Origin of the sequence: Asaia sp. SF2.1 (assembly GCF_000505765.1) — a bacterium.
Taxonomy (GTDB): domain Bacteria; phylum Pseudomonadota; class Alphaproteobacteria; order Acetobacterales; family Acetobacteraceae; genus Asaia; species Asaia bogorensis.
This window is the reverse complement of the sequence record NZ_AYXS01000001.1, coordinates 210,125-232,722: the sequence shown is the minus strand read 5'-3', so window position 1 is coordinate 232,722 and position 22,598 is coordinate 210,125. Positions and strand designations below refer to the sequence as shown.

Here is a 22,598-nt window from a genome sequence, read left to right as displayed (position 1 = left end):
TCAGACCGGAACAATACCGAAACTGAGCTCCAGCTGGATGGATGTGTTTTCAAACATCGGAATACCGATCCAGATTCCCCCAAGATGGTGGTGCGGGCGGAGGAAGTAGAAATGGCGTCGATCCCCTTCATCTTCCTGAAGGACTGGTGGCCATGCGCTCTCAGTAACCCCGTCTGAGCGTTGTGTACTCATCAGAAGTTGGGCTGTAGCCTCTTTAAATGGCCGGGTGAGAGAAACCCTGAACACCTGAGCCTTGTCACTTTGGAGGGGCGAAAGGAACAGGTGGGCTTTGCTTTCGCTCCATTCGTGCTGTCCGGGTCTTCGCCCAACAGGTGCTGCATTGAGTGTAAGCGTTGTGGCGTGCCCATCCTCAGCGAGGATGGCCTCCACCTCCATGTCCCGATGCAGCTGCGGGGTTCCCTTAAGCCACGCCACAGATCGCTGTTTTTTTTCGCCTGAACCAGCGCTTGCTTCCGGGATGCCCGGTATGTCCTGAGTGTCGCCAGTATGAAGCGTGGTCGCTATCAGCCATTGCACACGGCCCCAGCGCGCATCGGTTCTCCATGCGCGGGTCAGTGGAGTGTAATACTCCTGGATCTTCATGGCTTCGTGGAAATGACACGCGAGGGCTCTGTTACGGAACCACTCATGCGAGGCAGAGGGCGTTGGTTCGCTGCTCAGAGCCGCGAGCAAAGCGCGGGACCAGTCTCTGGAGATCGCTGCCGTCGGCATCGAGTCAGCGTCGCGACTGAACCATTTGACCTGGCACATATGTGCGGGCAGTTTTTCTGAAAAAGCTACCAGGTCCGGGAATGTCAGCTCCCGGATGGGATCCCACAGCATATGGCAGATATTTGTAAAGCGCCCGTCGCCGAAGCGGCGGAAGAAGGTGACCGGAAGAAATTCCTCGAGCGCCGGCGTGCTCTGCACCGGATCTGGAAAACACGCCGCACAGGCTTCAAGCACAGGCAGGCGTTTGTAAAGCGTGTTCCACTCTTCGCGCGTCGCAAACAGTCCTTCGATCTGATTGAGCGACATGAGGGGAATATCGGCTTCATCGACCAGATAGCGCCTGAGGTTCTCTGACGCTCGCATATTATCCCACACCCAGGCCTCCCCGGGCGGAATATCGTCCAGCGGTACGTCGATCAGAAAATGCCTTGTCATACCAACTGGGGCTACATTGCCTGCGAAGGTCTGCCTGATTGCGTCGGAGGCGTTGAACGGACGTACAAACAGGCCATTAGAGGCGCACGTGCAGAAATAGGCGAACTTCGGAACAACGCGAAGAGCTTCTCCGTACGACTCAATATGGCCGAGCAACAGTGTCCCCCCCCATTTGCTCCGGGAGACCCTACCGTTGAAGACATGGACGCGGGGATGGCCGGTCAATGCTGTATCTGGGATCTCGCGTGAGGCAGGGAAATTCACGATGAGGTGGCAATCCTCACCCGTAAAATGCAGGAAATTCTCGATATAGGTCTCGAGGAATCCATCTTCCTCGTTGAAATTGGTGGCAAATACGGTCGGCCCAGCTGCTTCTTGGAACACTCTGCGTTTGGGTGCATGAAGCAGACTGGCGTCGAGAGTACGGCCCAAAACCTGCACCCGCTTGAGGTGGAGGGGGTTCCAGTTGTCCAGTCTTATCCGGACAAACCGGGCTATTGCAGGGGTGGTGAGGGAAACTTCGCAGGCGGAGTCTTCATCTCCGCCAAAAAGTGTGTGGTCGGTTCGGGAATAGACCTCAAGCCACGCCTCACCATCGATGGAAACAAGAATGGTGAACATCTTGCTTCTTATCGGCCAGTAATCGGTATTGGAGAGTATGACCTTCTCGATACGGCATACGCTCTCGAGATCAACCTGCCACCAAGGGAACCATTCGGAGGCCGTGTGGAAACTGCTGTCGGAATGAGCAGGCTGGACCGCCTCACCGGCGACCTGACTGAGCGGGAGCACGATATCAGGGTGCTTGGAGCTCTGGGTTGCGGACCGGCCAAGAGCAAGATCAATCAGTGCGGGCATCGGAATACTCATCAGACCAGATCGTTACGGCTGCTTTTGAAATTAGGGCCGACTGCCAGGGTTACTTCGGCGATTGCATTGCAGAACACTGGCAGCCCAATCCATACCTGTCCGTCAGACCGTCGTGCTTCACGGACGAAATAGTGGCGCTCCATGTCGTGATCGCGCTCCAGTCTGTCAGCATAATCCACGGTGTAGCCGTATTCATCGAAGAACACGGTCCGTGAGAGTATGTCTGGTGGCACGCAGCGGTCCTTGCGCATTGTCATGCGGAACACTGTGCTCCCTTGCAGGCCTGAGAGATAAAGGTAGCCTTGAAGATGCACCCCGGATACCGGACCGCCGTCTTCAGAAATTGCGCTGCAGGACAACCGCAGTGCTGTCTCACCCTGATCGGTTTCATAGATTGAAATTGCGCAGGAAACGCGCTGACCGGTTGCCTCCATGTAGAGGTATGCGGGCGATGCTGCATTGCCCCGGAATGCCGGGATATCCAGGTCGATCCTTTGCCGTTCGCAGGAAACCTCGCGCATGGACCAGCGGAAGCCGCATTGTCCCTGCTGTTCCTTCTTCCACCAGCGATCCGTCAAAGGGCCGAAACGCTCTGCCTGGTGCATGCGATCGACCAGCTTGGACGCCAGGGTGGTTTCCTGAAACTTGTTGAGCGTCATCTCCTGGTTTTGCGCTTTGGTGAGAAGGGCGCGTCCCCAGTCTGTCGTCACCGCCAAGGTGGATTGTGCCACCGGGGAGCGATCGAACCATTTAACGGAGCATAGGTGATCGGGGAGGTGAGGGACCATCTCTAGCAAGTCGTCTACCGTCGCCTGACGTGTTCCTGACCATAGCACGCGACAGATATGCGTATATTCCCCGCTACCGACGCTGTTGAATACCGAGGTAGGTAGTAATTCCTCGATAGCCATGAAATTTTCGAAGGAGAAGAATTTTTCCAGACCGGTTATCGCGGCTCTCTTCTCCTGCAATAGATCCCAGTCTTCTCGGCGCGCAAACAGACCTTCGATCTGAGTCACAGAAACGCGATCAAGGTGCATTGCTGTCTTCAGATAGTTGCCGAAACCCTCACTGTTTCTCAGATGATGCCACATCCAAGTGCCATGATAGGTTGGCTCGATCGGATCAACTTCCTGATCCAGTTCGTAGGCGCGTTCGCAAGCGACGGGCACGCGCGCAGCAAGGGGAAGCTGCAATATCGCGGCAGTCAGATCAAAAGGACGTACCATCAGGCCATTAGAGGCCATGGTTGCGAAATAGCGAAAGTCTGGAAAGACAGCACGCGCAGCTTCAAACGACTCAATATGGCCAACCAGCAGCGTATGTCCCCATTTTTCGCGCTTGACCTGACCATTGAAAATATGGACCCGCGGACTTATGCGCGTGAGGTAGGACGGGATTTGGCGATCGGAAGGGAAATTGAGAGCGAGGCAGACATTCTCGGCTGTGTAGGCCAGAAAATTGTCGATATACTGCTTAAGGAAGGCATCGCTTTCATTGAAAAGCGTTGAAAAGACCACGCGGCTATCGCTCGCTTGATTCTGGCACATCGACAGTATGTCGTGGACGCTTTGTACAGGGGGCGCGGCTGGAGAGGTGATGAATTGAACCCGATCGAAGCCGAATTCGCTGAATCCGTCCATACGTATTCTGATATGGCGCGCAGCGTACACGCGCGAGAAATGCGCGCTGAATAATTTGGTGGTCACTGGCTCGTGCAGGGGTTGGGTCCAGATGGGCAGCCAGTGCTCGCCATCATCCGAAAGCAGAATTGTGAACAGTGGAGGGTGGCGTTCATCACACTGCCACCCCTCAATAGAGAAACCCTCTATAGACATCACTTCCGGGAGGGTGATTTGCCACCAGGGAAACCATTGGCGTTCACATCTGAAATCACTCTCCGCGGCTCGACGTGTGCATGAGCTCGAGCTGATTACGGCCTTGCCAGTAACATCGTCCACGAATCTGCTCCCCAGAATGTTGTGAAATGCAAAAATGCCGAACCACTTTTGCAGGTAGAAAGAAAATTCCAGTCTCTCTTGCGCTTTAAGCACCGAGGCGATCGCATGCGCAAGTTCGCGCAGCGCAAATGCTGTGGAATTAATCTTAAATAATAGTGGAGAATTTTCATAGTATTGCAAAAGCGATGCGTACTGCAACGTCTCCAGCAGAGAGGCGAATTTTGAGGCGTCCTATACTAACGTAAAAGGCAGGAAAGCCTACCATAACAGGGTGATGAATGCGTCTCATCTCCGGAGATCAGCAGAAAAAAGTCAGCGTATCCCTACGTCAGGGTGTCGAGACAACCTTGATCTGGGTTTCGACGTTGACGGCACCGTTGATGGCGGGATTGACGGCATTCGGTAATATCGCAATGGCCACGCAGTCGCCTTCTTCGACCTCGGCGGGAACTGTGTCGATGGCATTGGCCTGCTTCATGACTGAGTCAAGGCCATTACCCGTCAGGACCACCTCAAGCAGCTTAACAGCATCGGGGCCGAGTGCCATGCTGGGATTGGGGGCGTGACCGTTACCGCTGCGATCATTCCACATGAACTTGTTGGGTGAATGACCGGGAAAGGCGCGCTGGCAACTATTATGCTTGTAGATAACGACAATATCGCGCACGCTCCAGGTGCCTTGACCCGCCGGAATTTTGGCAAATTCTGCAGGGGCAGTGGCGGAAACGTTCCCGTAGAGGCTGATGACCTTGCCTGGATGGATCGGTCCCTGTCTCGAGACGGGGAGTACTGCATAGGCATTGAGCACCGGTCCACGTGCGGTGCTGGGGGTCACGATGAATTCTGAGTCGAGACCGCTATAGGTTTGCTGCGTCCAGCGTGGTGCGCCCGTATCATAGAGGAGTTGCAGGTCAGTGCGCATCGTATAGGGCAGATTGGCAAAGTCGGTGCCGTCGAAACTGAGGAAGATACAGCCGCCGGGCCTGATATGCATGGGTAGCCTCTCTGGCAGAAGCAGGGCGACAGGAAAAGTCTCTGTACCCGGACGCGCCTGTTTGAGAATCAGCCCTGCAAGACCCTGGCTAGGGAACCGGGCATAGATTTCGGCATAGCTTCCGATCGTCTGGCCGGACACAGGGCAATTGCCCTGGGTGGTATAGGCGAGGCCGAACAGGGTTTCCGAGTTGACGGCACCATGCAAGGCAGGGTTTGCGGCGCTGGTTGTCGAGATCGTGCCAACCAACCCCCTGAAGTTAACGTCCGGTGGAAGATTATCGGGTAGCCTGAACGCATAAAGGTTCTTAATCTGAAACGACGTCGTTTTTTTTGTAAGTTCTGCCTTGATCGGGAGCCGGTGGAGTTCAGCCGCGTTGGGTACGGTAGACGGCGTTGCGTGTGCCATGCCGTTGAGTGCGGAGTAAGCAATCAAAAGGCTCGCAGCCAGGGCGCGTGTCAGCGAGCTGCTAAGCTTGCGAGGCGTGTTTGCTTGCGCATGGAGGCTGGTCATCGCATTTTGGTCCGGTGTTTGTTTAAATATTAGTCAGTGATCAACATAGAGTTTATCAGGAAAAAGCAGGTTGAGCGATAATGGAAAACAAATCGTGCCTTCGGGGTACGTCGTTACTGCCAACTCTATTCCCGATTGTGATGTTGCAGGACCTGGTCGCCGCTTTTTCATGGGGGGTATGGCGCTTCTGATCGCTGGCGGTGGGCTCGGCCGGGCTTTCGCGGCCCAGCGTTTTCCGCCTGACCACATGATCGCCACCGATCCCTTCCGTCCGATCAGCCACTTCACCGCGCAGAGAGGCTGGATGAACGATCCCTGCGGCCCGATCTTTGCCGATGGTGTGTATCATCTGTTCTACCAGTGGAACCCGGAGGCGGCCATCTGGGACAATATGCACTGGGGCCACGCCACAAGCCCTGATCTGGTCAACTGGACCTATCAGCCCGTCGCGCTCTCTCCCCAGCGTGACGGGCCTGACCGTGATGGCGTGTTTACAGGCGATGTTGTGCTTGATGGGGATCGCGCTGTCGCGATCTACACCGGCTTTCGTTTCAACCGTATGCCTCCCCAGATCCAGTGCATGGCTGTTTCAGATCGTGCGATGACCCATTGGCGTCAGCATCGCGAACCTCTTCTGGCCAGTGGGCCAGATCACCTCAATATCGGCGGCTTTCGCGATCCCAAGCTTTGGCGTGAGGGGCAGACCTGGGTCATGCTGGTCGGCAGCAAGATCGAAGGTGTGGGCGGGGTTGTTTTCCGTTATGAGAGCGTGGACCTGGTAAAATGGACGTTCATCCGCGTTTTCTATGGGCCTTCTGACCTGCACGGTGGCGATGATGTGCTGGAATGCCCGGATTTCTTCGACCTCGGTTCGTGCCACGCCCTCATTTTTTCCATCAATTCAGTCGTGCACATTACTACGGGGCAGTATGAGCACGGGCATTTCACGCCAGCCAGACAGGATGTGCTCGGCTATGGCGGGTTTTACGCCGCGCGCAGTTTCAGTGATGCGCATGGTCGTCGCACGGTGTTTGGATGGTTGCCTGAAAAGCCCTGGCAGGCTGGCGAAGCAGCGGCACGCGGCTGGAGTGGCGTCATGTCCTACCCCCGCGTGTTGACTGCAGACAAGCAGGGCAGGGTCTCTTCCAGAATTCATCCGTCAATGCAGACCCTGATTGGCGAAGAAATGTTCAACGGTACGCTGACCCGGGCGGTTAGCGTCGATGGACCTCAGGTCAGGATACGGGTCCAGTTTCCTGCCCTGAGCAGTGGGAGCATCGTGTTTGCCCACACGGATCGCTATCTGCATCTCGATTACGATCCGGTAGCTGCGCCGGGCGAACTTTCCTGCAACGAGGATCGTGCGCCTCTCGAGAAGTCGTCTCATGCAGGGCTGGATATTTACGTCGATGGCAGTGTGATCGAGATATATACCTCGGCTGGCACTGTGCTGAACGCCAGGGCATATGGCAATCCGAGTCGACCATTCACGCTTTCAGGCACCGGATGTTTCGCGGATGCCGCCTGCGAAATCAATGCGCTCCTCCCGGCCACATTCCGTTTTGCCGAGTAACCCTGCTACTTTTCTGGTGGAGGCGTGTTCGGGAAGGTCAGTCTGACCGAAACCGGACAATGGTCGGAGAGGGTAAGGGGGAGCGTATCGCGAAAGGTCATGACGCGTAGACTGCCGGGGAGTAGCCATGAGCGGGCGGCCCCGCCCAATATGATGTGATCGATAAAGTAGGTCCCACCCCCACAAGGGCTTGCCATTCCTGCCGTGACAAGAAGCGGGTCATGAGGGGAGACTATCTGTCGATAATACGGGTCGGTAGGGGTCAGACGCCGATTGAAGTCACCGAGGACGATATAGGGTTCGCCCTCGTCTTCACGTTCTTCCACCCAGTTTGAGATCAAACCCATCTGTTCGCGCAGGATCGGGCAGGCATGGGCGGCCTCCGTCCATAGACGGTCCCAACACCCCGATTTGAGATGAACGATCAACAGCCGCAGGCTCGTGCGCCCATCAGAAATACGTGCGTCGAGACCGGGGCGCAGGGCGTGGCCACCGTGGATTGAGGAGCGGTCGAAGTCGCGCAGTTCGGTGGTAATGACGACTTTCCATGGCGCACGCAGGACAAGGCCGAGATTCTGGGCAATCGGCGCATGTGTCAGTGCGATCGTATAGCCGGGGGAAGGAAAGAGCCGCCGAAGTGCGGCTCCGTCACTGACTTCCTGCACGGCAAGAATATCGGTGTCCAGACGGCTGGCATAATCGCGCAGGGCTTGCCAGTCTTGCGCCGTACGTTGGGGGGCATCGTCTGGTAGAAGGGGGCTCGACACTGGAAGAAGGGTCAGCCAGTCAAGATTCCAGGTGGCGAGCTTGACTGGTGTACCGGGCGCCGCAACGGCTGTCTGGATAAAGGTCCAGACAACCAGAAAGCAAAGTCGGGCGTAATCAGACCTTGACGCCAAGATCGCCCAGAACGTCACGGACGGTCCGCTCCTGACGGGTCTGCTCGTCAATTACCACGACCTGCCCCGACCCGATATCGTAGAACCAGCCCTGCAGCGCGATCTCGCCAGCGGCAAGGGCACCTACCACGGCTGGGTGGGTACGCAGATGGGCAAGCTGAAGCAGAACGTTCTGCTGTGCCAGTTCCTTGACCGTTTCGGGACCGGCGTCTTCGGCCTTGAGGGGGCCAAGCGCGGCGCGGGCCGCCTCGGCGTTACGCAGCCAGCGCTGCACCGTGGGCATGGCATCGAATTTCGGGTTGTTCAGGTCGCACAGAGCGCCCATCGCACCGCAATTGGAGTGACCGCACACAACGATGTGCTTCACCTTGAGGACGAGCACGGCGTACTCGATGGCCGACGAGACGGCACCGAGCATTTCGCCATGCGGAGGAACGATATTGCCGACATTGCGCACAATGAAGAGATCGCCCGGCGATGTCTGGGTGATCATGCTCGGATTGATGCGGCTATCGGAGCAGGTGATGAACAGGGTGGAAGGCGACTGGCCATCGGCAAGGCTTTCAAAGAGCTCGCGATGCTCTTCATAAACCTCGTCGTCGAAATGCTGTACGCCCTTGAGAAGGGCAACCAGGCTGTTTTCGATTTCACTTTTCATCGTGACCTCATCTGAAAAAGGGGTGTGGCTTGCTGTGAGTTTTGCGCCACACCTGGAACTCAGATGACTCGGATGCCGTGGTTTTGATTAGGTGTCCATGCCAGAACGGCATGGTTCACCCTTTGTCATGAACGCTCAGGCTGAAAGCGTTTTTCTGAGTGAATCGAACACGGCGTCGCTGTTGGGCTGCGGACCACCAGCCTGCGCCATATCCGGTCGACCGCCGCCGCCCTTGCCGCCCATCTCGGCTGACGCCAGACGGACCAGATCGACCGCATTGAAACGATCGTTCAGGTCTTTCGTGACGGCGACGACAACACTGCCTTTGCCCTCAGCCGTGGAGATGAGGGCGACAACACCGCTCCCGATCTGCTTGGTGATGGCCTCGGCCATGTTCTTGAGCTCACGTGGTGCCACATCACCCAGATCACGCGGCACGAAGGTCACGCCATTGATGGACTCGCTGGCCGAATCGGCCTGACCCGTTGCCAGACGCTTCTGGAGCTCCGAAACCTGACGTTCCAGCGCCCGACGCTCCTCGACCAGCGCGGCGAGGCGATCCGGAGCCTCGGCAATTGTGGCCTTCAGAAGATCGGCCATACGGCGCAGACGCTCATCCGCCTCGATGGCCAGACGGTCGGCTGCAACACCGCAGACGGCCTCGATGCGGCGCACGCCAGCCGAAACACCGCTTTCCGAGACAATGCGGAACGGCCCGATTTCGCCCGTGCGTCCGACATGGGTGCCACCACAAAGCTCAATGGAATAGGCTCCGCGCGTCTCATCACCCAGCCCCATCGAGACCACACGGACCTCATCGCCGTATTTCTCGCCGAATAATGCCATGGCGCCTTCAGCGACCGCGGTTTCGGGGGTCATGATGCGCGTTTCGACAGCACTGTTTTCACGAATGCGGGCATTTACCTCACGCTCGACGACCGCCAGTTCGTCTGCCGTGATGGGGCGAGGCTGCGAGACGTCGAAGCGTAGGCGCTCCGGCGCATTCAGACTGCCTTTCTGGGCGACATGGTCGCCAAGCTGGCGGCGCAGCGCTTCGTGCAGCAGGTGAGTGGCGGAGTGATGACCACGAACAGCCTGTCGGCGGGTATGATCGATCTCGGCTGTGACCGATGTTCCCGGGCGCACGACGCCCTCAATCACACGGCCATAATGCACGAGCAGATCGCCATTGCGCTTCTGGGTGTCGGTTATCTCAATGCGCAGGTTCTCGCCAACCAGTACGCCGTGATCGCCCACCTGGCCGCCACTCTCGCCGTAGAAGGGGGTCTGGTTCAGCAGGATGGCGATCTCATCACCGGCCGAGGCGCTTTCGCTCTCGATTCCGGCCTTGGCAACCAGTACGACCTCGGCATCGGCTTTTTCCGACGAGTAGCCGAGGAATTCCGAGGCGCCAAAGCGCTCGCGGGCATCGAACCAGATGGTTTCCGCAGCGGCATCGCCCGAGCCCACCCAAGCCGCACGGGCACGGGCGCGCTGCTCTGCCATGGCGGCCTCGAAACCGGCCACATCGACAGTGCGACCCTGTTCGCGCAGCGCATCCTGCGTGAGGTCGAGCGGGAAGCCGAATGTGTCGTAAAGCTTGAAGGCCACGTCACCGGGGAGAGCGCCGCCCTCGGCCACGCGGGCGGTTTCATCCTCAAGCAGCGACATGCCGCGTTCCAGCAGGGCGGTGAAGCGCTCTTCCTCGCCCTTCATTGTTTCAGCAATCAGGGATTGGTGCTGAACGAGTTCGGGATAGGCCGCTCCCATCTGCCGGATCAGGGCAGGCAGCAGACGATAGAAAACCGGCTCGGTCGCGCCCAGACGCTGGAGATGGCGCATGGCGCGACGCATGATGCGGCGCAGCACGTAGCCACGACCATCCTTGGAGGGCATCACCCCATCTGCAATCAGGAAGGCCGTCGAGCGCAAATGGTCGGCCACGACACGGTGGCTGGCGCGCAGCGACCCATCAGGATCGGTGCTGAGCGCGTTTGCCGTGGTTTCGACCAGGCTGCGCAGCACATCGGTATCGTACACGTCGCGCTTACCCTGCATCACGGCTGCAAAGCGCTCGAGGCCCATGCCGGTATCGATCGAGGGGCGGGGCAGCGGTGCGCGCGTGCCCGGAGGACCTTCGAGATACTGCATGAAAACGAGATTCCAGATCTCGACAAACCGGTCGCCGTCTTCCTCGGGCGAGCCCGGAGGGCCGCCCCAAACATCGGGGCCATGATCGAAGAAGATTTCCGAGCACGGACCGCAGGGACCCGTATCGCCCATACGCCAGAAATTATCAGCCGTCGGGATACGGATGATCTTTTCTTCAGGAAGGCCCGCGATCTTGCGCCACAGGCCAGCCGCTTCTTCATCCTCGGCATAGACCGTGGCGAGCAGCTTTTCCTTCGGCAGACCATAGCCCTTGGTCAGGAGGTTCCAGGCAAACTCGATCGCTTCGGCCTTGAAATAGTCACCGAAAGAGAAATTGCCGAGCATTTCGAAAAAGGTCAGATGGCGAGCCGTGTAGCCCACATTGTCCAGATCGTTATGCTTGCCGCCTGCGCGCACGACCTTCTGCGCCGTCGTTGCACGCGTATAAGGGCGTGTTTCCTGCCCGGTGAACACGTTCTTGAACGGCACCATGCCAGCATTGGTGAAGAGCAGCGTGGGATCGTTCTGCGGCACCAGCGAGGCCGAGGGAACGATCTTGTGGCCCTGGTCTCCGAAATACTTCAGAAACGCGCTGCGCAGCTCATTGGTGGTGGTGTTATGGATCGGTGTGGTCATGGCGCGAGCAGAAAATCCCGATTGCGGCGTGAAGATGGCATCTCCACTAGAGCAAAGAGACCGCAAAGGAAATGTTTTGCGCGCGTCGGCTCAGGATTCCAGATCGTGATCGGCAGGGTCGACATTCAGATCGACTGCCATCTGCGCCAGTTCCATGGGCGTTTCAGGAACCTTGGCCCGGAAGACAAGCTTGCGTGACAGGTTGAAATTGGCCATCAGCCCCATGAGAGACCCCGCCGCCAAAGGCACGGCAACATGCTGTGAACAGAATGGAATGGTGAAGCACAGCGTGTAGACCGTCCCGCGATTGAGCAGGAACCCAAAGCTGTTGGCGGCGAGAAAACGCAGCCATTGCAGTATGGGATGGTCGCGATGGGCGACGCTGCGAAATGTCCAGGCCTGGTTGAGCAACCAGTTCAGGCTGGCTACCAGAAAATAGGACAGCAATGTGGCTGCCGTCAGGCCGAGTTCGGGGCGGAGCAGATAGACAATCAGAATGTCCCAGACCAGACCAAGGGCACCGATAACGCCAAAGCGCAGGAACTGCGTTATCAGCTGTCGGGGCGCACGCGGATAGAAGATCCGTTTCTTGAGCACGTCGCTGGGGCCTTTCGCATCATGAAATCGGGGTCAAGCTGGTAGGGCCATTGGGGGCCGGATGCAAGCGAAGTCGGGGAGGCAGCTTGGGTTTTTCAAACGGGCAGACCCGCCATCGGCCGGGCCCCGGTTTCCTCGGCGCGTGGCGTTTTGACACGCTGGGAGATGGGAGGGAAAGGGCACTGCGAGCCGGCCTCATGGTTTATCGAGTTCACGCGCTCTGGCCACGCGTTGCCAGTGATACCAGGCATTGGCAGCCAGCCCGACCAGTATGGCGTAAAGACCGGCGCTGACCCACAGGCTGCGTGTGAGGAAAAGCGCCACGTAGGCGGTATCGATGGCAACCCAGAGTGGCCAGCACAGCATGATTCGCCGGGCGGTCCAGATCTGCGCGACGAGGCTCAACGCGCTCAGCGCGGCATCAGTGAATGGGGCCGGGTCGTCCGTCCAGTGAGCCAGACCATAGCCCAGTGCCGCACTCGCGATCAGGCCAGCTAGTATATCTCGTACCAACGCCGTATGACGAGGCGATGCCACACGCACGCCCGTCTGCTCGCGCGGGGCGTGAGACCATGCGTACCAGCCACGAAGCAGGAACGCGCAAAATGCAAGCTGCAAGGCCGAATCTGCCCAAAGTCGTGCCTGAGCAAAGACCGCCAGATAGAGCAGAGCCGCTATCAGGGAGACTGGCCACCCTGACACCCTGCGCTGGCCAGTCAGCCAGATCCCCGCCACGGTGAACAGCGCCGCAATGGCTTCGAGAGGGGGCATCAGGCTCTTGCCGGAGGGGTTGCCACAAGCTGGCAAAGATTACGACCGGGTGGTGAATCAAACCAGATGAGATGACCAATCAGATAGGTCTCCCACGTCACTTCGGTAGTGTCAGGAGCGCGCAGCAGCGTGTCGTAATACCAGACCTCCGAACAGGCGAAGGCCACATGGGCAAGAGGCAGCATGGCGGCAATTTCTTCCCGATCATGCGGGCCCAGCGCCTCTTCCTGATCGTATCCGGCGAGGAAAGCGGCCGTGTGATCGGGTCTTGTGGTGTAGTCCACCGACTGATCCGTGTGCACGAAGTCGCGTTTACCGGTTGGCGACACGGCGTGCGGGTTCATCCAGTCAACTATGCTGCGTTCGAGGGCCACGGCAATATCGAAAGCGCGGGTCGTAAGATCGGCCATCCCGAAATCGAACGGTGCCCTGACGATCGTGCGGTCAGGCAGGCTCTGCCCTCCTACCTCGCTGTCCCAGATGAGGTTGGACCCGTGCCAATCGCCATGCCCCCAATGCAAGGCCGCCGTTTTGAGAAACGGTCGCGCCTGCGTGATGGCGGGCGTGAGTGCCGCGATCAACGGGGACAATCCGCCTTGCCGGTCGAGCGCCTCGCTCAGCGCAGTTTGAGCCTTGACCCAGCCGCTAAAGGCTATCTCGGGATCAGCCTCTCCGAGAAAAGGGGTGAGGGCGGAAACCAGTGGGCGTGTCGAACGCGACGGGGCCTTGAAACTGCGTGCGGCCCGATGAAACCGGGCGAGGGCGCTTCCTGCCTCAAAAGCCTCGTCAAGGCTTCGATAGGGCTCCCATGACATGGTGTCACGGTAGAGGTCCAGCCCGTGGAGGGCGGGAAAACATTCATAGCACCATGCGCCGCTCACAAGGATTGTGCTGCGTGACCCTGCGCTTTCGCTCGCGCACTCGCGGGGGCAGGCGACCGGCAAGCCATTCCGTGAGAGGTGAGAGATCAGACGGTGCTCTTCCGCCAGCGCTCCCCTGTCGCGAAGCCGATGATGGTGGCGCTTGAGGAACCATACCTGACCGCCCGGATCGCCGACACGCGCGACCGCAGAAAAGGGCCGTGCGCTATGCCACGAGATCGGCGCTGTGCTCTCAAGTCCGAAAGCTGCGAGGACGTGCTTTGCCTCATCCGGGGTGATGAGCGGCCAGTCGCGCTGTGCCTCCTTGCCCCAGAGGCCAAACTGCCCGATCTGTTCTGACGCGCTCGGCTCTGTCATCAGAACCCGGCGGTCGCAGTGGCCAGGGCCGAGAACCCGCCTCCGATATAATAATCCGGCGATGATCCTGCGATGGTCGATCCACACCGCCCTGTCGTGTCGCGGGCATTGAGTGTGGGGTCGGCAATCCCTGACAGGTAATGCTCATTGGTGATGTTGATGAAGTTGAGCCGAAGAGACGGTGCCTTCAGTCGAGAGAAATCCGAGAAACGATATCCGACCGTAAGATTGCCCGTCGTATGATCGTTTATGCGCTCGTCATTCAAGAACGTTGCGTATTGGCGCCCCGTGTACTGAACCGCGGCAAAACCGAAAACGTGCCCGTCATCATAGGTCAGCCCAGCTGAAGCCTGGAGTTTAGGGCTGCGCACGGCTGTCTTGCCGGAAGTGGGCAGCAGGTCACCGCCGCTCGCGATATCGTTGTCGATCGTTGCATGGAGGTACTCGCCTGAGAGATATGGCGCAAAATGATGCCAGGGTTTCAGGCCGAGTTCGATATCCACACCACGCGATGTCTGACCACCGGCATTCATGGTGGACTGGATGGGCGTGTTGTTGACCAGCACCTGCGTCTGGATTTGCCTGTTCGTGAAGTTGTAGTTGAAGAAGGTCAGGCTCCCAGCCACGAGCGACCCGGTATAGCGATAACCGATTTCTTCAGATATCGAATATTCGTTGCGCAGATTATGCGTGCCATTCGTACTGATGTCGCCGGAACTGGTGTCATAAACGTTATACAGCGCAGTGAAAGCCGGAGCGCGGAAGTTGGTCGTGGCGTTCAGGAAGATCTGATGCTGGGGCGTGATCTGGAAGCGCAAACCCAGACGGGGGAGCGGCACTGCGCTATTGCTCGCGACACGATACTGCGGTCCGGGGACGGCATTGGTACCAACGCGGCTGACCATAACCTCCTTGAACCCGGCCTCGACAAGCAGGCGGTCAGACAGGAAATGCATCCTGTCACCCACATAAAGCGCATTCGCCATGCTGATGGTGTGCGTGTCGCCCGCAAGATAGATGCGCCCGTTGTTCAGCCGCACGAAATTGCCGGTACCGCTGCCCCAGATATTCGCCGAGGCGCCGTTCTCGCTCACGGGTGAGAAGGACTGGACCTCGTGATCATCGCCGTAATCGAACCAATAGCCGGCATAGAGTTCGTTCCATCCCTGTTTCCAGGCAAGCTCCGATGTGAATCCTGAACGATAGCTGCGCTGGGTATAATTGGCCCGCACGATGGCCGAACCATCATCAGAGCTGGGGAGGGTAAGCGTGTCCGTAAGGGCTTGCGTGCCGGTATAGAGCCCGCTTAGCGGCAGGGTCGATCCCCCCGGCACATTGCCGTAGGCGCCCTGCGCGTAGGGTGTAGCCTTTAGCGTAAGGTGATCGGTGAGCGCGAGCGAGACCGGCGCTCCCATGTAGAGCGTCCGTTCGGGCGCACGCCACAGGCGTTGATAATAGGGGCCAGCTTCCTGGTCCTGCGGGTCGTAGCGCGATGCCAGCGCATTGCCTGACGAGACCCCATATTCCCTGAACTGGTCCTGCGACACCTGCGGGTAATAACTGGTGATCGTGCTGTTGAAGCTGCCGACAAGTCCCGCGTGGGAACGCTCTCCCATGTCACGCACAAGCTTGAAATCGATATGGTGGCGCATGTCATGGCCAGGGCCACGCCAGTTCTCGGCGCTGGTATGGGAATAGGAAACAAAGCCCCGCAGCCCTGTGTGCCCGATCATTCCCGTATCCAGCCGGATGAATTCGCGGTTGGTGTTGTACGAGCCATAGGAGGCCGACATCGTCCCCCCGGCCTTGTGCGCCGGATCGCGAAAATCGAGGCTCATCAATCCGCCCGCGGCGTTGAGCACAGGACTGTCCAGATCCGCCTCACCCTGGGCAAGGGCGATCTGCCGATAATTCTCACTATCGGCAAACTGGCTCGGATAGCCGGAATAGAAGGCGAGATCATTGAGAGGCATGCCCTCAAGCACATAACCGATGGAATCCGTATTCAGCCCACGCACCGAGATGGTTGTCTGGGGGGAAAGCCCCATCGCGTCGGAAGAGGCCACATTGGCCCCTGGCAACATGGAGACAAGCTGATAGGCGCTCGATATCGGGGCCTGTCTGGCAATGAAGGTGCTATCGACCGTACTGACTGCCTTGATGCCGTGCTGTGGGTGAATGAGACCACCGCCGCGTTCGGCATCGCGCTTTTCAGGCTCGGTGGCCTTGACTGTGATTTGCTCGGCCTTGCCGGATCTGGCGTGGTTGGGCGCGGCGCTGTGAGGCTCGGGCATTACGGCAGCATGCGCCGAAGAACCGGCCAGCACCACGCAAAGTCCAACGCCGGAGACCCCGGATAAAAGGCCGATGCGCCGCAGCACGGGGGGCATGTTGAGCAAACGAGGCGGCAAAGGCGTGGTCCAGTCGTGATAGGTCGTGCGGTAGGTGTTGCGTATGAGAGCAGGTCTCATATCGACGGGTTCGAAACAATTGTTTTCGTGATGCAGGGCGCAGGTTTTACGGGCGAACAGGTGAGGCAGGTGAGGCATGAGAAAGATGACGGCCCCGGCGCCGGATACATAATCTGTTTCGGGCAGTCAGGTGTCAGTTCTGCTATCTGTGCGAAACAGAGTCATTCTGCTAGCAAAGCGCAGTAAACAGGGAGGGGATTTCGATGCTCGCGGAGAATATTGCGTCTTACGTGACTGGCTGGGCTGTCAAGCGCGACACAGATGCAGCGCCCCATCTTGTGAATGCCGATGATATCGCCTTCCTGGCCGAGCTCGTTACACAGCAATCAGGCCTCGCTGCGGAGGATGCCGAGCGCAATCTGCAGGTAGTGCTTGAAGGATGGCTGTTGCAACGCGCCCGGGGGGAACGTCCCACCCGTTTCAATACAGGTGATTTCAGCGCATTCATCGCGTTTCTGCCGCCTGCTGAGCCTGAGCCTGTTGACAGCTCCCCGGCGGAAGAGCCGGTGGCACGCGTGAGCACCGCGCGCAAGGCGCGGCATGCGCCAGAGGAGCCGTCCGCCCTCTCTGAGGCGGAAACGTCGCCCAAGCGGGCAGAGTCCTTTGCGAAGACCCATTCAAAGCGTCTACCGCGTGAGGCTCCGGCTCATGATCTGTTTGCGGGGCTCGATTTCTCGCGATTTCATGTCGAGAACGGTGTCTGATTGCTGTTGCTCGTTCTCGTAGCGTTGCCCAATCTGAATACGAGGGCCAATCCGGCGAGTGCGCAGATCATTCCCATGATGAAAATGGCCCCGTAGCCGAGACAATCCGATACGATACCGGCTACCGGCCCGCTGATGGCATAAGACAGGTCCTGAAAGGCGGCGAAACCGCCCAGCGCCGTTGCGCGCATGGGGCCAGATACCCTCTTGACCACCTCGACGCCCATTGAAGGGTAGATAAGCGAACAGCCTGCCCCGGTCAGAACCGCACCGGCCAGGGCAAGATAGGGTGAGGGCGCCAGGGCGATACACCCTTGGCCAATCGCCTCGATAGCCAGAGATATCGTCGCCACCCTCAACCCGCCGAGACGGTCGGGGAGGTGCCCGCACAGAAGCCGTCCCGCCACGAAGGCCAGACCGAAACAGGTCAGTCCGAGGCTACCGAAACGCCAATGCTCATGAAGAAAATAGACAGAGAGGAAGGCCCCCAATACGGCAAATCCCACGCCTTGTAATGCGACGACGCTCCCATAAGGTCGTATGATGCCCAGCACCGGCCAGAAGGAATCCCGCTCTCCTGTCAGGACCGGTGTCGGGGGAATACGCTGCACGATGGCAAGGCCGAGGCAGGGTAGGATGGTGCAAAGAGCCATCAGCGCTGTAAAGCCGCTCAGGTGATAAAGCTCGAGACCGATCGGTCCGCCGAAGGCGAAGGCCCCGTACATGGCGGCACCGGTCCAGGTCAGGACTTTGCCAGCTCCTTTGGCCCCCGTCAGCCCGATACCCCAGCCATGCATCCCGACCAGTGTGTAGCTCTCGCCAACGCCCAGAAGGAGTCGCCCAATGATGAGCAGGGCGAAGGCCAGTGGTCTCGTCAGAAAGCTCAGGCTCGAGGCAAAGCAAATCGCGCTCGCCAGCACGTAGAGGCACAGACCGAGCCGCATCGCAGTCCGACCGCCCCGCTGATCGGCAAAGGCGCCGGCGATCGTGCGGGTCAGGATGGTGGAGACAAATGCGCATCCCACGGCGATACCGGCCAGCGCATTGCCATAGCCCGGCCATGACGTCACGAAAGGGGGGATGACCGCAAGGGGCATCGCGACGGCCATATAGGAAAAGAGCAGCGCGATGGTCAGAAACGGAAGATGGCGCGCGCTGGCCTCAGACCGGAGTGACTGGGCCGAAGCGTCATTGGCGGTCATTGTGCGAACTCCCGAGCGACATGCCGCCCGCAGGTCCGCCGGCGTGATTTGACAACCAGCCTCGGGCGCCTGGCCCGGTATCGTGCGGAGGCATGGAAAGGCCCCGACGCTAGTCCCTGACCGGGGAGTGCTCAAATAACGCTATGGTGAGAGGGCTATCTCATATTGCTGATGGGAAGACCCGAAAATCTCACCATGCACACACTGGCTGTACAGAGTGCTATGAAGCGCTGAGGCGAACCTCGCAGCGGCGAGCGACGCGCTGCACCCTGCTGTCCTGACCATTACACGCGGTCAGCATGATCCCTGCGGGGAGACCTTTCCAGTTCAGGGGAAGGGTGATGGAGCAACCGTCGAGCAGATTGGCAAGGGATGGATTGCGCAGGACGAGACGATTGAACCGCCCGTAGGAATCAGGGTCGAAGCAAGCGGCGATCTGCGGCGGAAGGATCGGGGTCGTCGGGCAGACCATGGCGTCGAAGCCTGACATTTCGGCGTTGAAACGCGCGATCAGCTTCTGTCGCTCTATGAAGAGCTGGCGCAGGGTCTGCACACTCGTGTGCTCACCCATCATCATGCGTTCACTGACGCGAGGGTCGAACTGGTCAGGATGTTGGATAAGGTCATCGTGGAAGTAATGGAATGACTCCGCCGCGACGATCTGGGCCTGGATGTTGAGATCAGCGATGTCCTGCAGCAATGGGAGCGGCTGTCGAACAATTTCGATCCCTCCGCTCTCCAGATGGCGCATGACGGTCTCGAACACCGCGAGAATCTGGGCATCTGCATCGTTGCGCACGAAGGATGTCGGTAGAAGCAGCCGCAAACCGCTTTCTACGGGCTCCGGGGCCGACCAGTGTCCGGGGTTTCCTCCCGCCATAAGATGATCAAGCAGAGCGCAGTCGCTGACCGTCCGGGCTATGCTCCCGACACTGTCGAAGCTGGGGGAGAGCGGGATCATGCCCGCACGGCTGATGCGGCCAGCGCTCGGCTTATAGCCTGTCAGGGCATTCATGGCGGCAGGAATGCGGCAGGAGCCGCCAGTATCTGATCCGATAGCCGCGAGGGCCGCACCAGTTGCAACCGATACGGCGCCACCGGAACTCGACCCACCGGGAATGGCCTTGCCCTCGTCAATGAGCGTGTTCCAGGGCTGGGGCCCATGTGGGTTGAGCCCGAGACCCGAATAGGCAAATTCCGTCATCTGCGTGCGGCCGATGAAGATGAACCCTGCGTCCCTGAGCGGCGCGATGGCCTCGGCATCACTCAGGGCAGGGGGCCGGTCCGCCAGAATGGTCGAGCCAGCGCGCGTCACCTGACCCTTGATATCGAACAGGTCTTTCACCGAGATAGGCACGCCCGCCCAGGGCGATGCCTGATAGCCCTTGGCACGGATCCTGTCAGCGGCATCGGCATACTGACGGGCGCGTTCCGCTGAAAAATCACCCGTGAAGGCCGCACGGGCATTCTCACAGGTTTCGATCTTGTTCAAGCAGTGCTCGACAAGCTGCCGACTGGTGATTTCGCCACGTGCGAGACGTTGTGCCGCTGTGATGAGGGTATCGGGGTGAGGATCGAAACTTGTCTTCGTGACGGGACTGCTCATTGGCTGCGCCTTCTTGTTTGTTTTGCTTATTCTGCGAACTGCTCCGCGATGATCCTCTCGGAAAGCCCATGATCGGGGTCGAAAAGAATGGTGGCGGTGATCGAGCGGTCCTCGCTGACGACAGCCTCGATCACATCCCGTACCTCAAGGAAGTCAGCAACTGCCGCGCAGGGACGTTTGTCCTGTTCTAGCAGCGTGAAGCGGACCACAGCCGAGGAGGGAAGAAGCGCACCGCGCCAACGTCGTGGCCGGAATGCCGAAATCGGCGTGAGAGGCAGAAGATTGGCGGTGAGAGGCACGATGGGCCCGTGGGCAGAGAGATTATAGGCGGTCGAACCTGCCGGGGTTGCGACAATTACGCCATCGCAGATCAGCTCGGGCAGACGAACACGTTGATCGACCTCGATCCTGATCTTCACCGCCTGGCGTGTCTGGCGGAACAGGAACACGTCATTGAAGGCGATCCCTTCGTGCAACGTTCCATCACGCCCTGTGGCCTTCATGCGCAGCGGGTGCAGTTCCGAGGATTGCGCCCGCGTCAGGCGGGACACCAGATCCTCATCGGATACCGTGTTGAGCAGGAAGCCAACCGAGCCGCAGTTCAGGCCATAGGCCGGTATGCCGTGCTCTGCGACCCGGTGCAGCACTTCGAGCAGAAAGCCATCTCCACCGAGGCAGACGACTACCTCGGCCTCTTCTATGGGGGCGTCACCATAGGCCTCCACGAATCTCTGCCGTGTTTTCTGGGCGATGTCTGTCGGGGAGGCAAGAAAGGCAATGCGCCTCGGTGGCTCTCTGAACCATCGTTGGGGCGCGGGCGACAGGCTCATCTCAAAGCCTCGTGTCGCGGGAAGTGAGCCGGTCCAGGAAAACTGAGAACACGCAACAATCCATCTATCCGAACAGGGCCAGTCAGGAACACGAAGTCACCCTAACGGGGGGCGACGGTCATCGCAACAGGCTCTCACACCTTCGCGTTTCCACAGCTGTCATCTGCCCCTCTTGGCGCGCATGAACAACCTTGGCTATCTTTCGAGCCCCCAGTCAGAAAAGGTCTTTCCCATGAGCCAAACGGATGAGCAGGCCGTTTTCATACCTTGTCGTATCGCCGTCCTGACCATTTCGGATAGCCGCGATCTCGCCACAGATCGTTCGGGTGCGATCCTCGCCGAGAATGTGCAGGCGGCAGGTCATGAACTGGCCGAACGTGATATTGTGCCGGACGAGCTGGATCAGATTGTCTCGCGACTGCGTGCCTGGATAGCCCGTGACGATGTGGATGTCGTGATCACGACGGGAGGGACAGGCATCACGGGCAGGGATGTCACTCCGGAGGCCTTCGCCCAAGTGGTCGAGAAAGACATACCCGGGTTTGGTGAGCTTTTTCGCATGCTCTCCTATGCCAAGATCGGTACGTCCACCATACAGTCACGTGCGCTCGGCGGGCTTGCAAACGGCACTTTTCTTTTTGCTTTGCCGGGTTCAACCGGGGCAGTGCGCGATGGCTGGAACGACATTCTGGTGCATCAGCTCGATAGCCGGCACAAGCCCTGCAATTTCGTAGAGCTTATGCCGCGTTTGCGCGAGGCCTGAGGCCTGGCGTGTGGCTCAGGAGAGGCGCGCACGTTTCTTCCTAGGGGGGGTACGCAAGCCGAACTGCGCCCTGAGCGCTGCACGGTATTGAGCCTGGCTCGTTGCGAGAGAGGCGTTGCGCCCAAGTCTCTGGCCGATCAGAGCGTGCAGCGTGTCGATTTCATCGAGGTGTCGCGCCAGATCGAGGGCCCCGGTCACAGACTGCTCATGGCGGCGATGGATGTTGAGAGCCCGGGCAAGATAGCCGATCTGCGCCCCGGGCTTCATAAGGATCTCGACATAAAGCCGCCAATCGCCTGCCAGGCGCAGTCTGTCCAGATCCGACCGGCAGCGCGTCAAGGCCTCCGCAAAGGCCTCACGTCTGAACAGGACTGCGCTGACATTGAGAATGAGATTGCAGCGCGAGAGAAAATTGCGAACGAAATTCTCACCGTCCATCAGCAGGTCGCGGTCCAGATCGTGCCCGGCATGCTGCTGGTAGTATCCCTTGTAGTCGGGTGAGATTGTTACGCCATCCCTGTCAATCGCCCGGCTGTCGCAGAAGATCATGCTCGCCTGGGGCGCCTGCGCGGCAACGGCAGACAGTTCAGCCAGGAACTCGGGCTCGGAAAGGTCATCGGCTTCTGCAATCCATAGCCACTCGCCCGTCGCAATCTCGGCGGCCTTCTGCCATTGCGCGAAAACGGAGCCGCTCTGTCGCGTTTGCCTGATGAGTGTGATCCTGCGGTCGAAAGACGCTGCTGTTTTCTCGGCAAGCGCGGCGCTGCCATCATTGGAGGCATCGTCGATGACGATGATTTCGGTGACCGGGCAGTTCTGGGAAAAGATGGTGGCCAGACGTGCTGCGAGGTACTGCGCGTAGTTGTAGGAAAGAACAACCACCGAGATTGAGGGCAGGAGGGGCAGGCTCAGCGCCACCAGTTGACGCACATAGCGGTCAAAAGAGAAACGCTGCCGGAGCGCGATGCCTCGCTCGAGCCGATCGGCCAGAACG

General features: G+C 59.1%; 17 protein-coding genes. 3 read left to right on the top strand and 14 right to left on the bottom strand.

Annotated features, from left to right (window positions below; genetic code table 11):
- The 3 genes from P792_RS21670 to P792_RS21660 form a co-directional block, all read right to left on the bottom strand.
- A complete protein-coding gene (locus P792_RS21670) occupies positions 1–1,959 on the bottom strand; it encodes a discoidin domain-containing protein (RefSeq protein ID WP_161630796.1) in 1,959 nt (652 codons plus the stop codon).
- Between the two features lie 77 nt (positions 1,960–2,036).
- Positions 2,037–4,196 carry a discoidin domain-containing protein gene (locus tag P792_RS21665; RefSeq protein ID WP_152530106.1) on the bottom strand — a complete coding sequence of 720 codons (2,160 nt, stop codon included), beginning with the start codon at positions 4,194–4,196 and terminating at the stop codon, positions 2,037–2,039.
- A 130-nt stretch (positions 4,197–4,326) separates the two neighbouring features.
- A complete protein-coding gene (locus P792_RS21660) occupies positions 4,327–5,505 on the bottom strand; it encodes a hypothetical protein (protein ID WP_023977343.1) in 1,179 nt (392 codons plus the stop codon).
- A gap of 70 nt (positions 5,506–5,575) precedes the next feature.
- Here P792_RS21660 and P792_RS21655 point away from each other — a divergent pair, with 70 nt between their 5' ends.
- A complete protein-coding gene (locus P792_RS21655) occupies positions 5,576–7,078 on the top strand; it encodes a glycoside hydrolase family 32 protein (protein ID WP_161630795.1) in 1,503 nt (500 codons plus the stop codon).
- A gap of 5 nt (positions 7,079–7,083) precedes the next feature.
- Here the strand turns inward: P792_RS21655 and P792_RS21650 are convergent, their stop codons facing one another.
- The 7 genes from P792_RS21650 to P792_RS21620 all read right to left on the bottom strand — a co-directional run bounded on the left by P792_RS21650 (position 7,084) and on the right by P792_RS21620 (position 16,322).
- A complete protein-coding gene (locus tag P792_RS21650; protein WP_235075363.1) occupies positions 7,084–7,977 on the bottom strand; it encodes an endonuclease/exonuclease/phosphatase family protein in 894 nt (297 codons plus the stop codon).
- Positions 7,961–8,635, bottom strand: a complete 675-nt coding sequence (locus P792_RS21645; protein ID WP_023977340.1) for a carbonic anhydrase — start codon at positions 8,633–8,635, stop codon at positions 7,961–7,963. Before P792_RS21645 ends, P792_RS21650 begins: the two co-directional genes overlap by 17 nt.
- 135 nt (positions 8,636–8,770) lie before the next feature.
- A complete protein-coding gene (alaS, locus tag P792_RS21640; RefSeq protein WP_023977339.1) occupies positions 8,771–11,422 on the bottom strand; it encodes an alanine--tRNA ligase in 2,652 nt (883 codons plus the stop codon).
- Positions 11,423–11,512: 90 nt separating this feature from the next.
- Positions 11,513–12,019 carry a GtrA family protein gene (locus P792_RS21635; protein ID WP_081866782.1) on the bottom strand — a complete coding sequence of 169 codons (507 nt, stop codon included), beginning with the start codon at positions 12,017–12,019 and terminating at the stop codon, positions 11,513–11,515.
- 195 nt (positions 12,020–12,214) lie between these two features.
- Positions 12,215–12,790 (bottom strand): nicotinamide riboside transporter PnuC, encoded by a 576-nt coding sequence (gene pnuC, locus P792_RS21630; RefSeq protein ID WP_023977337.1) that lies wholly within the window; start codon positions 12,788–12,790, stop codon positions 12,215–12,217.
- Complete coding sequence (locus P792_RS21625) at positions 12,790–14,028, bottom strand: phosphotransferase enzyme family protein (protein ID WP_023977336.1); 1,239 nt, start codon at positions 14,026–14,028, stop codon at positions 12,790–12,792. Before P792_RS21625 ends, pnuC begins: the two co-directional genes overlap by 1 nt.
- On the bottom strand, positions 14,028–16,322 hold the full coding sequence (locus P792_RS21620) for a TonB-dependent receptor (RefSeq protein ID WP_152530114.1): 2,295 nt from the start codon (positions 16,320–16,322) through the stop codon (positions 14,028–14,030). Before P792_RS21620 ends, P792_RS21625 begins: the two co-directional genes overlap by 1 nt.
- Before the next feature lie 380 nt (positions 16,323–16,702).
- Here P792_RS21620 and P792_RS21615 point away from each other — a divergent pair, with 380 nt between their 5' ends.
- Positions 16,703–17,203, top strand: a complete 501-nt coding sequence (locus P792_RS21615) for a hypothetical protein (protein WP_023977334.1) — start codon at positions 16,703–16,705, stop codon at positions 17,201–17,203.
- On the opposite strand, the gene P792_RS21610 is transcribed toward P792_RS21615, so the two are convergent.
- From P792_RS21610 to P792_RS21600, 3 genes are all read right to left on the bottom strand, one after another.
- Positions 17,182–18,405: an arabinose transporter gene (locus P792_RS21610; protein WP_023977333.1), complete on the bottom strand. Its 1,224-nt coding sequence runs from the start codon at positions 18,403–18,405 to the stop codon at positions 17,182–17,184. The genes P792_RS21615 and P792_RS21610 overlap by 22 nt on opposite strands.
- A gap of 220 nt (positions 18,406–18,625) precedes the next feature.
- Positions 18,626–20,011, bottom strand: coding sequence for an amidase (locus P792_RS21605; protein ID WP_023977332.1), 1,386 nt, complete (start codon positions 20,009–20,011; stop codon positions 18,626–18,628).
- Between the two features lie 26 nt (positions 20,012–20,037).
- The gene (locus P792_RS21600) at positions 20,038–20,841 is read right to left on the bottom strand and encodes an NAD kinase (protein ID WP_023977331.1); all 804 of its coding nucleotides are present in this window, start codon (positions 20,839–20,841) and stop codon (positions 20,038–20,040) included.
- Between the two features lie 232 nt (positions 20,842–21,073).
- Here P792_RS21600 and moaB point away from each other — a divergent pair, with 232 nt between their 5' ends.
- Complete coding sequence (gene moaB / locus P792_RS21595; protein WP_023977330.1) at positions 21,074–21,604, top strand: molybdenum cofactor biosynthesis protein B; 531 nt, start codon at positions 21,074–21,076, stop codon at positions 21,602–21,604.
- Between the two features lie 15 nt (positions 21,605–21,619).
- Here the strand turns inward: moaB and P792_RS21590 are convergent.
- The coding region (locus P792_RS21590; protein ID WP_031239881.1) for a glycosyltransferase family A protein at positions 21,620–22,598 on the bottom strand (979 nt) is incomplete at its 5' end.

Excerpts from the sequence above, each read along its gene's own strand:
- alaS (WP_023977339.1), bottom strand. The coding sequence starts at position 11,422 with ATGACCACACCGATCCATAACACCACCACCAATGAGCTGCGCAGCGCG.
- P792_RS21645 (WP_023977340.1), bottom strand. The coding sequence starts at position 8,635 with ATGAAAAGTGAAATCGAAAACAGCCTGGTTGCCCTTCTCAAGGGCGTA.
- P792_RS21605 (WP_023977332.1), bottom strand. The coding sequence starts at position 20,011 with ATGAGCAGTCCCGTCACGAAGACAAGTTTCGATCCTCACCCCGATACC.
- P792_RS21620 (WP_152530114.1), bottom strand. The coding sequence starts at position 16,322 with ATGCCCGAGCCTCACAGCGCCGCGCCCAACCACGCCAGATCCGGCAAG.
- pnuC (WP_023977337.1), bottom strand. The coding sequence starts at position 12,790 with ATGCCCCCTCTCGAAGCCATTGCGGCGCTGTTCACCGTGGCGGGGATC.
- P792_RS21610 (WP_023977333.1), bottom strand. The coding sequence starts at position 18,405 with ATGACCGCCAATGACGCTTCGGCCCAGTCACTCCGGTCTGAGGCCAGC.
- P792_RS21660 (WP_023977343.1), bottom strand. The coding sequence starts at position 5,505 with ATGACCAGCCTCCATGCGCAAGCAAACACGCCTCGCAAGCTTAGCAGC.
- P792_RS21600 (WP_023977331.1), bottom strand. The coding sequence starts at position 20,841 with ATGAGCCTGTCGCCCGCGCCCCAACGATGGTTCAGAGAGCCACCGAGG.
- moaB (WP_023977330.1), top strand. The coding sequence starts at position 21,074 with ATGAGCCAAACGGATGAGCAGGCCGTTTTCATACCTTGTCGTATCGCC.
- P792_RS21615 (WP_023977334.1), top strand. The coding sequence starts at position 16,703 with ATGCTCGCGGAGAATATTGCGTCTTACGTGACTGGCTGGGCTGTCAAG.
- P792_RS21625 (WP_023977336.1), bottom strand. The coding sequence starts at position 14,028 with ATGACAGAGCCGAGCGCGTCAGAACAGATCGGGCAGTTTGGCCTCTGG.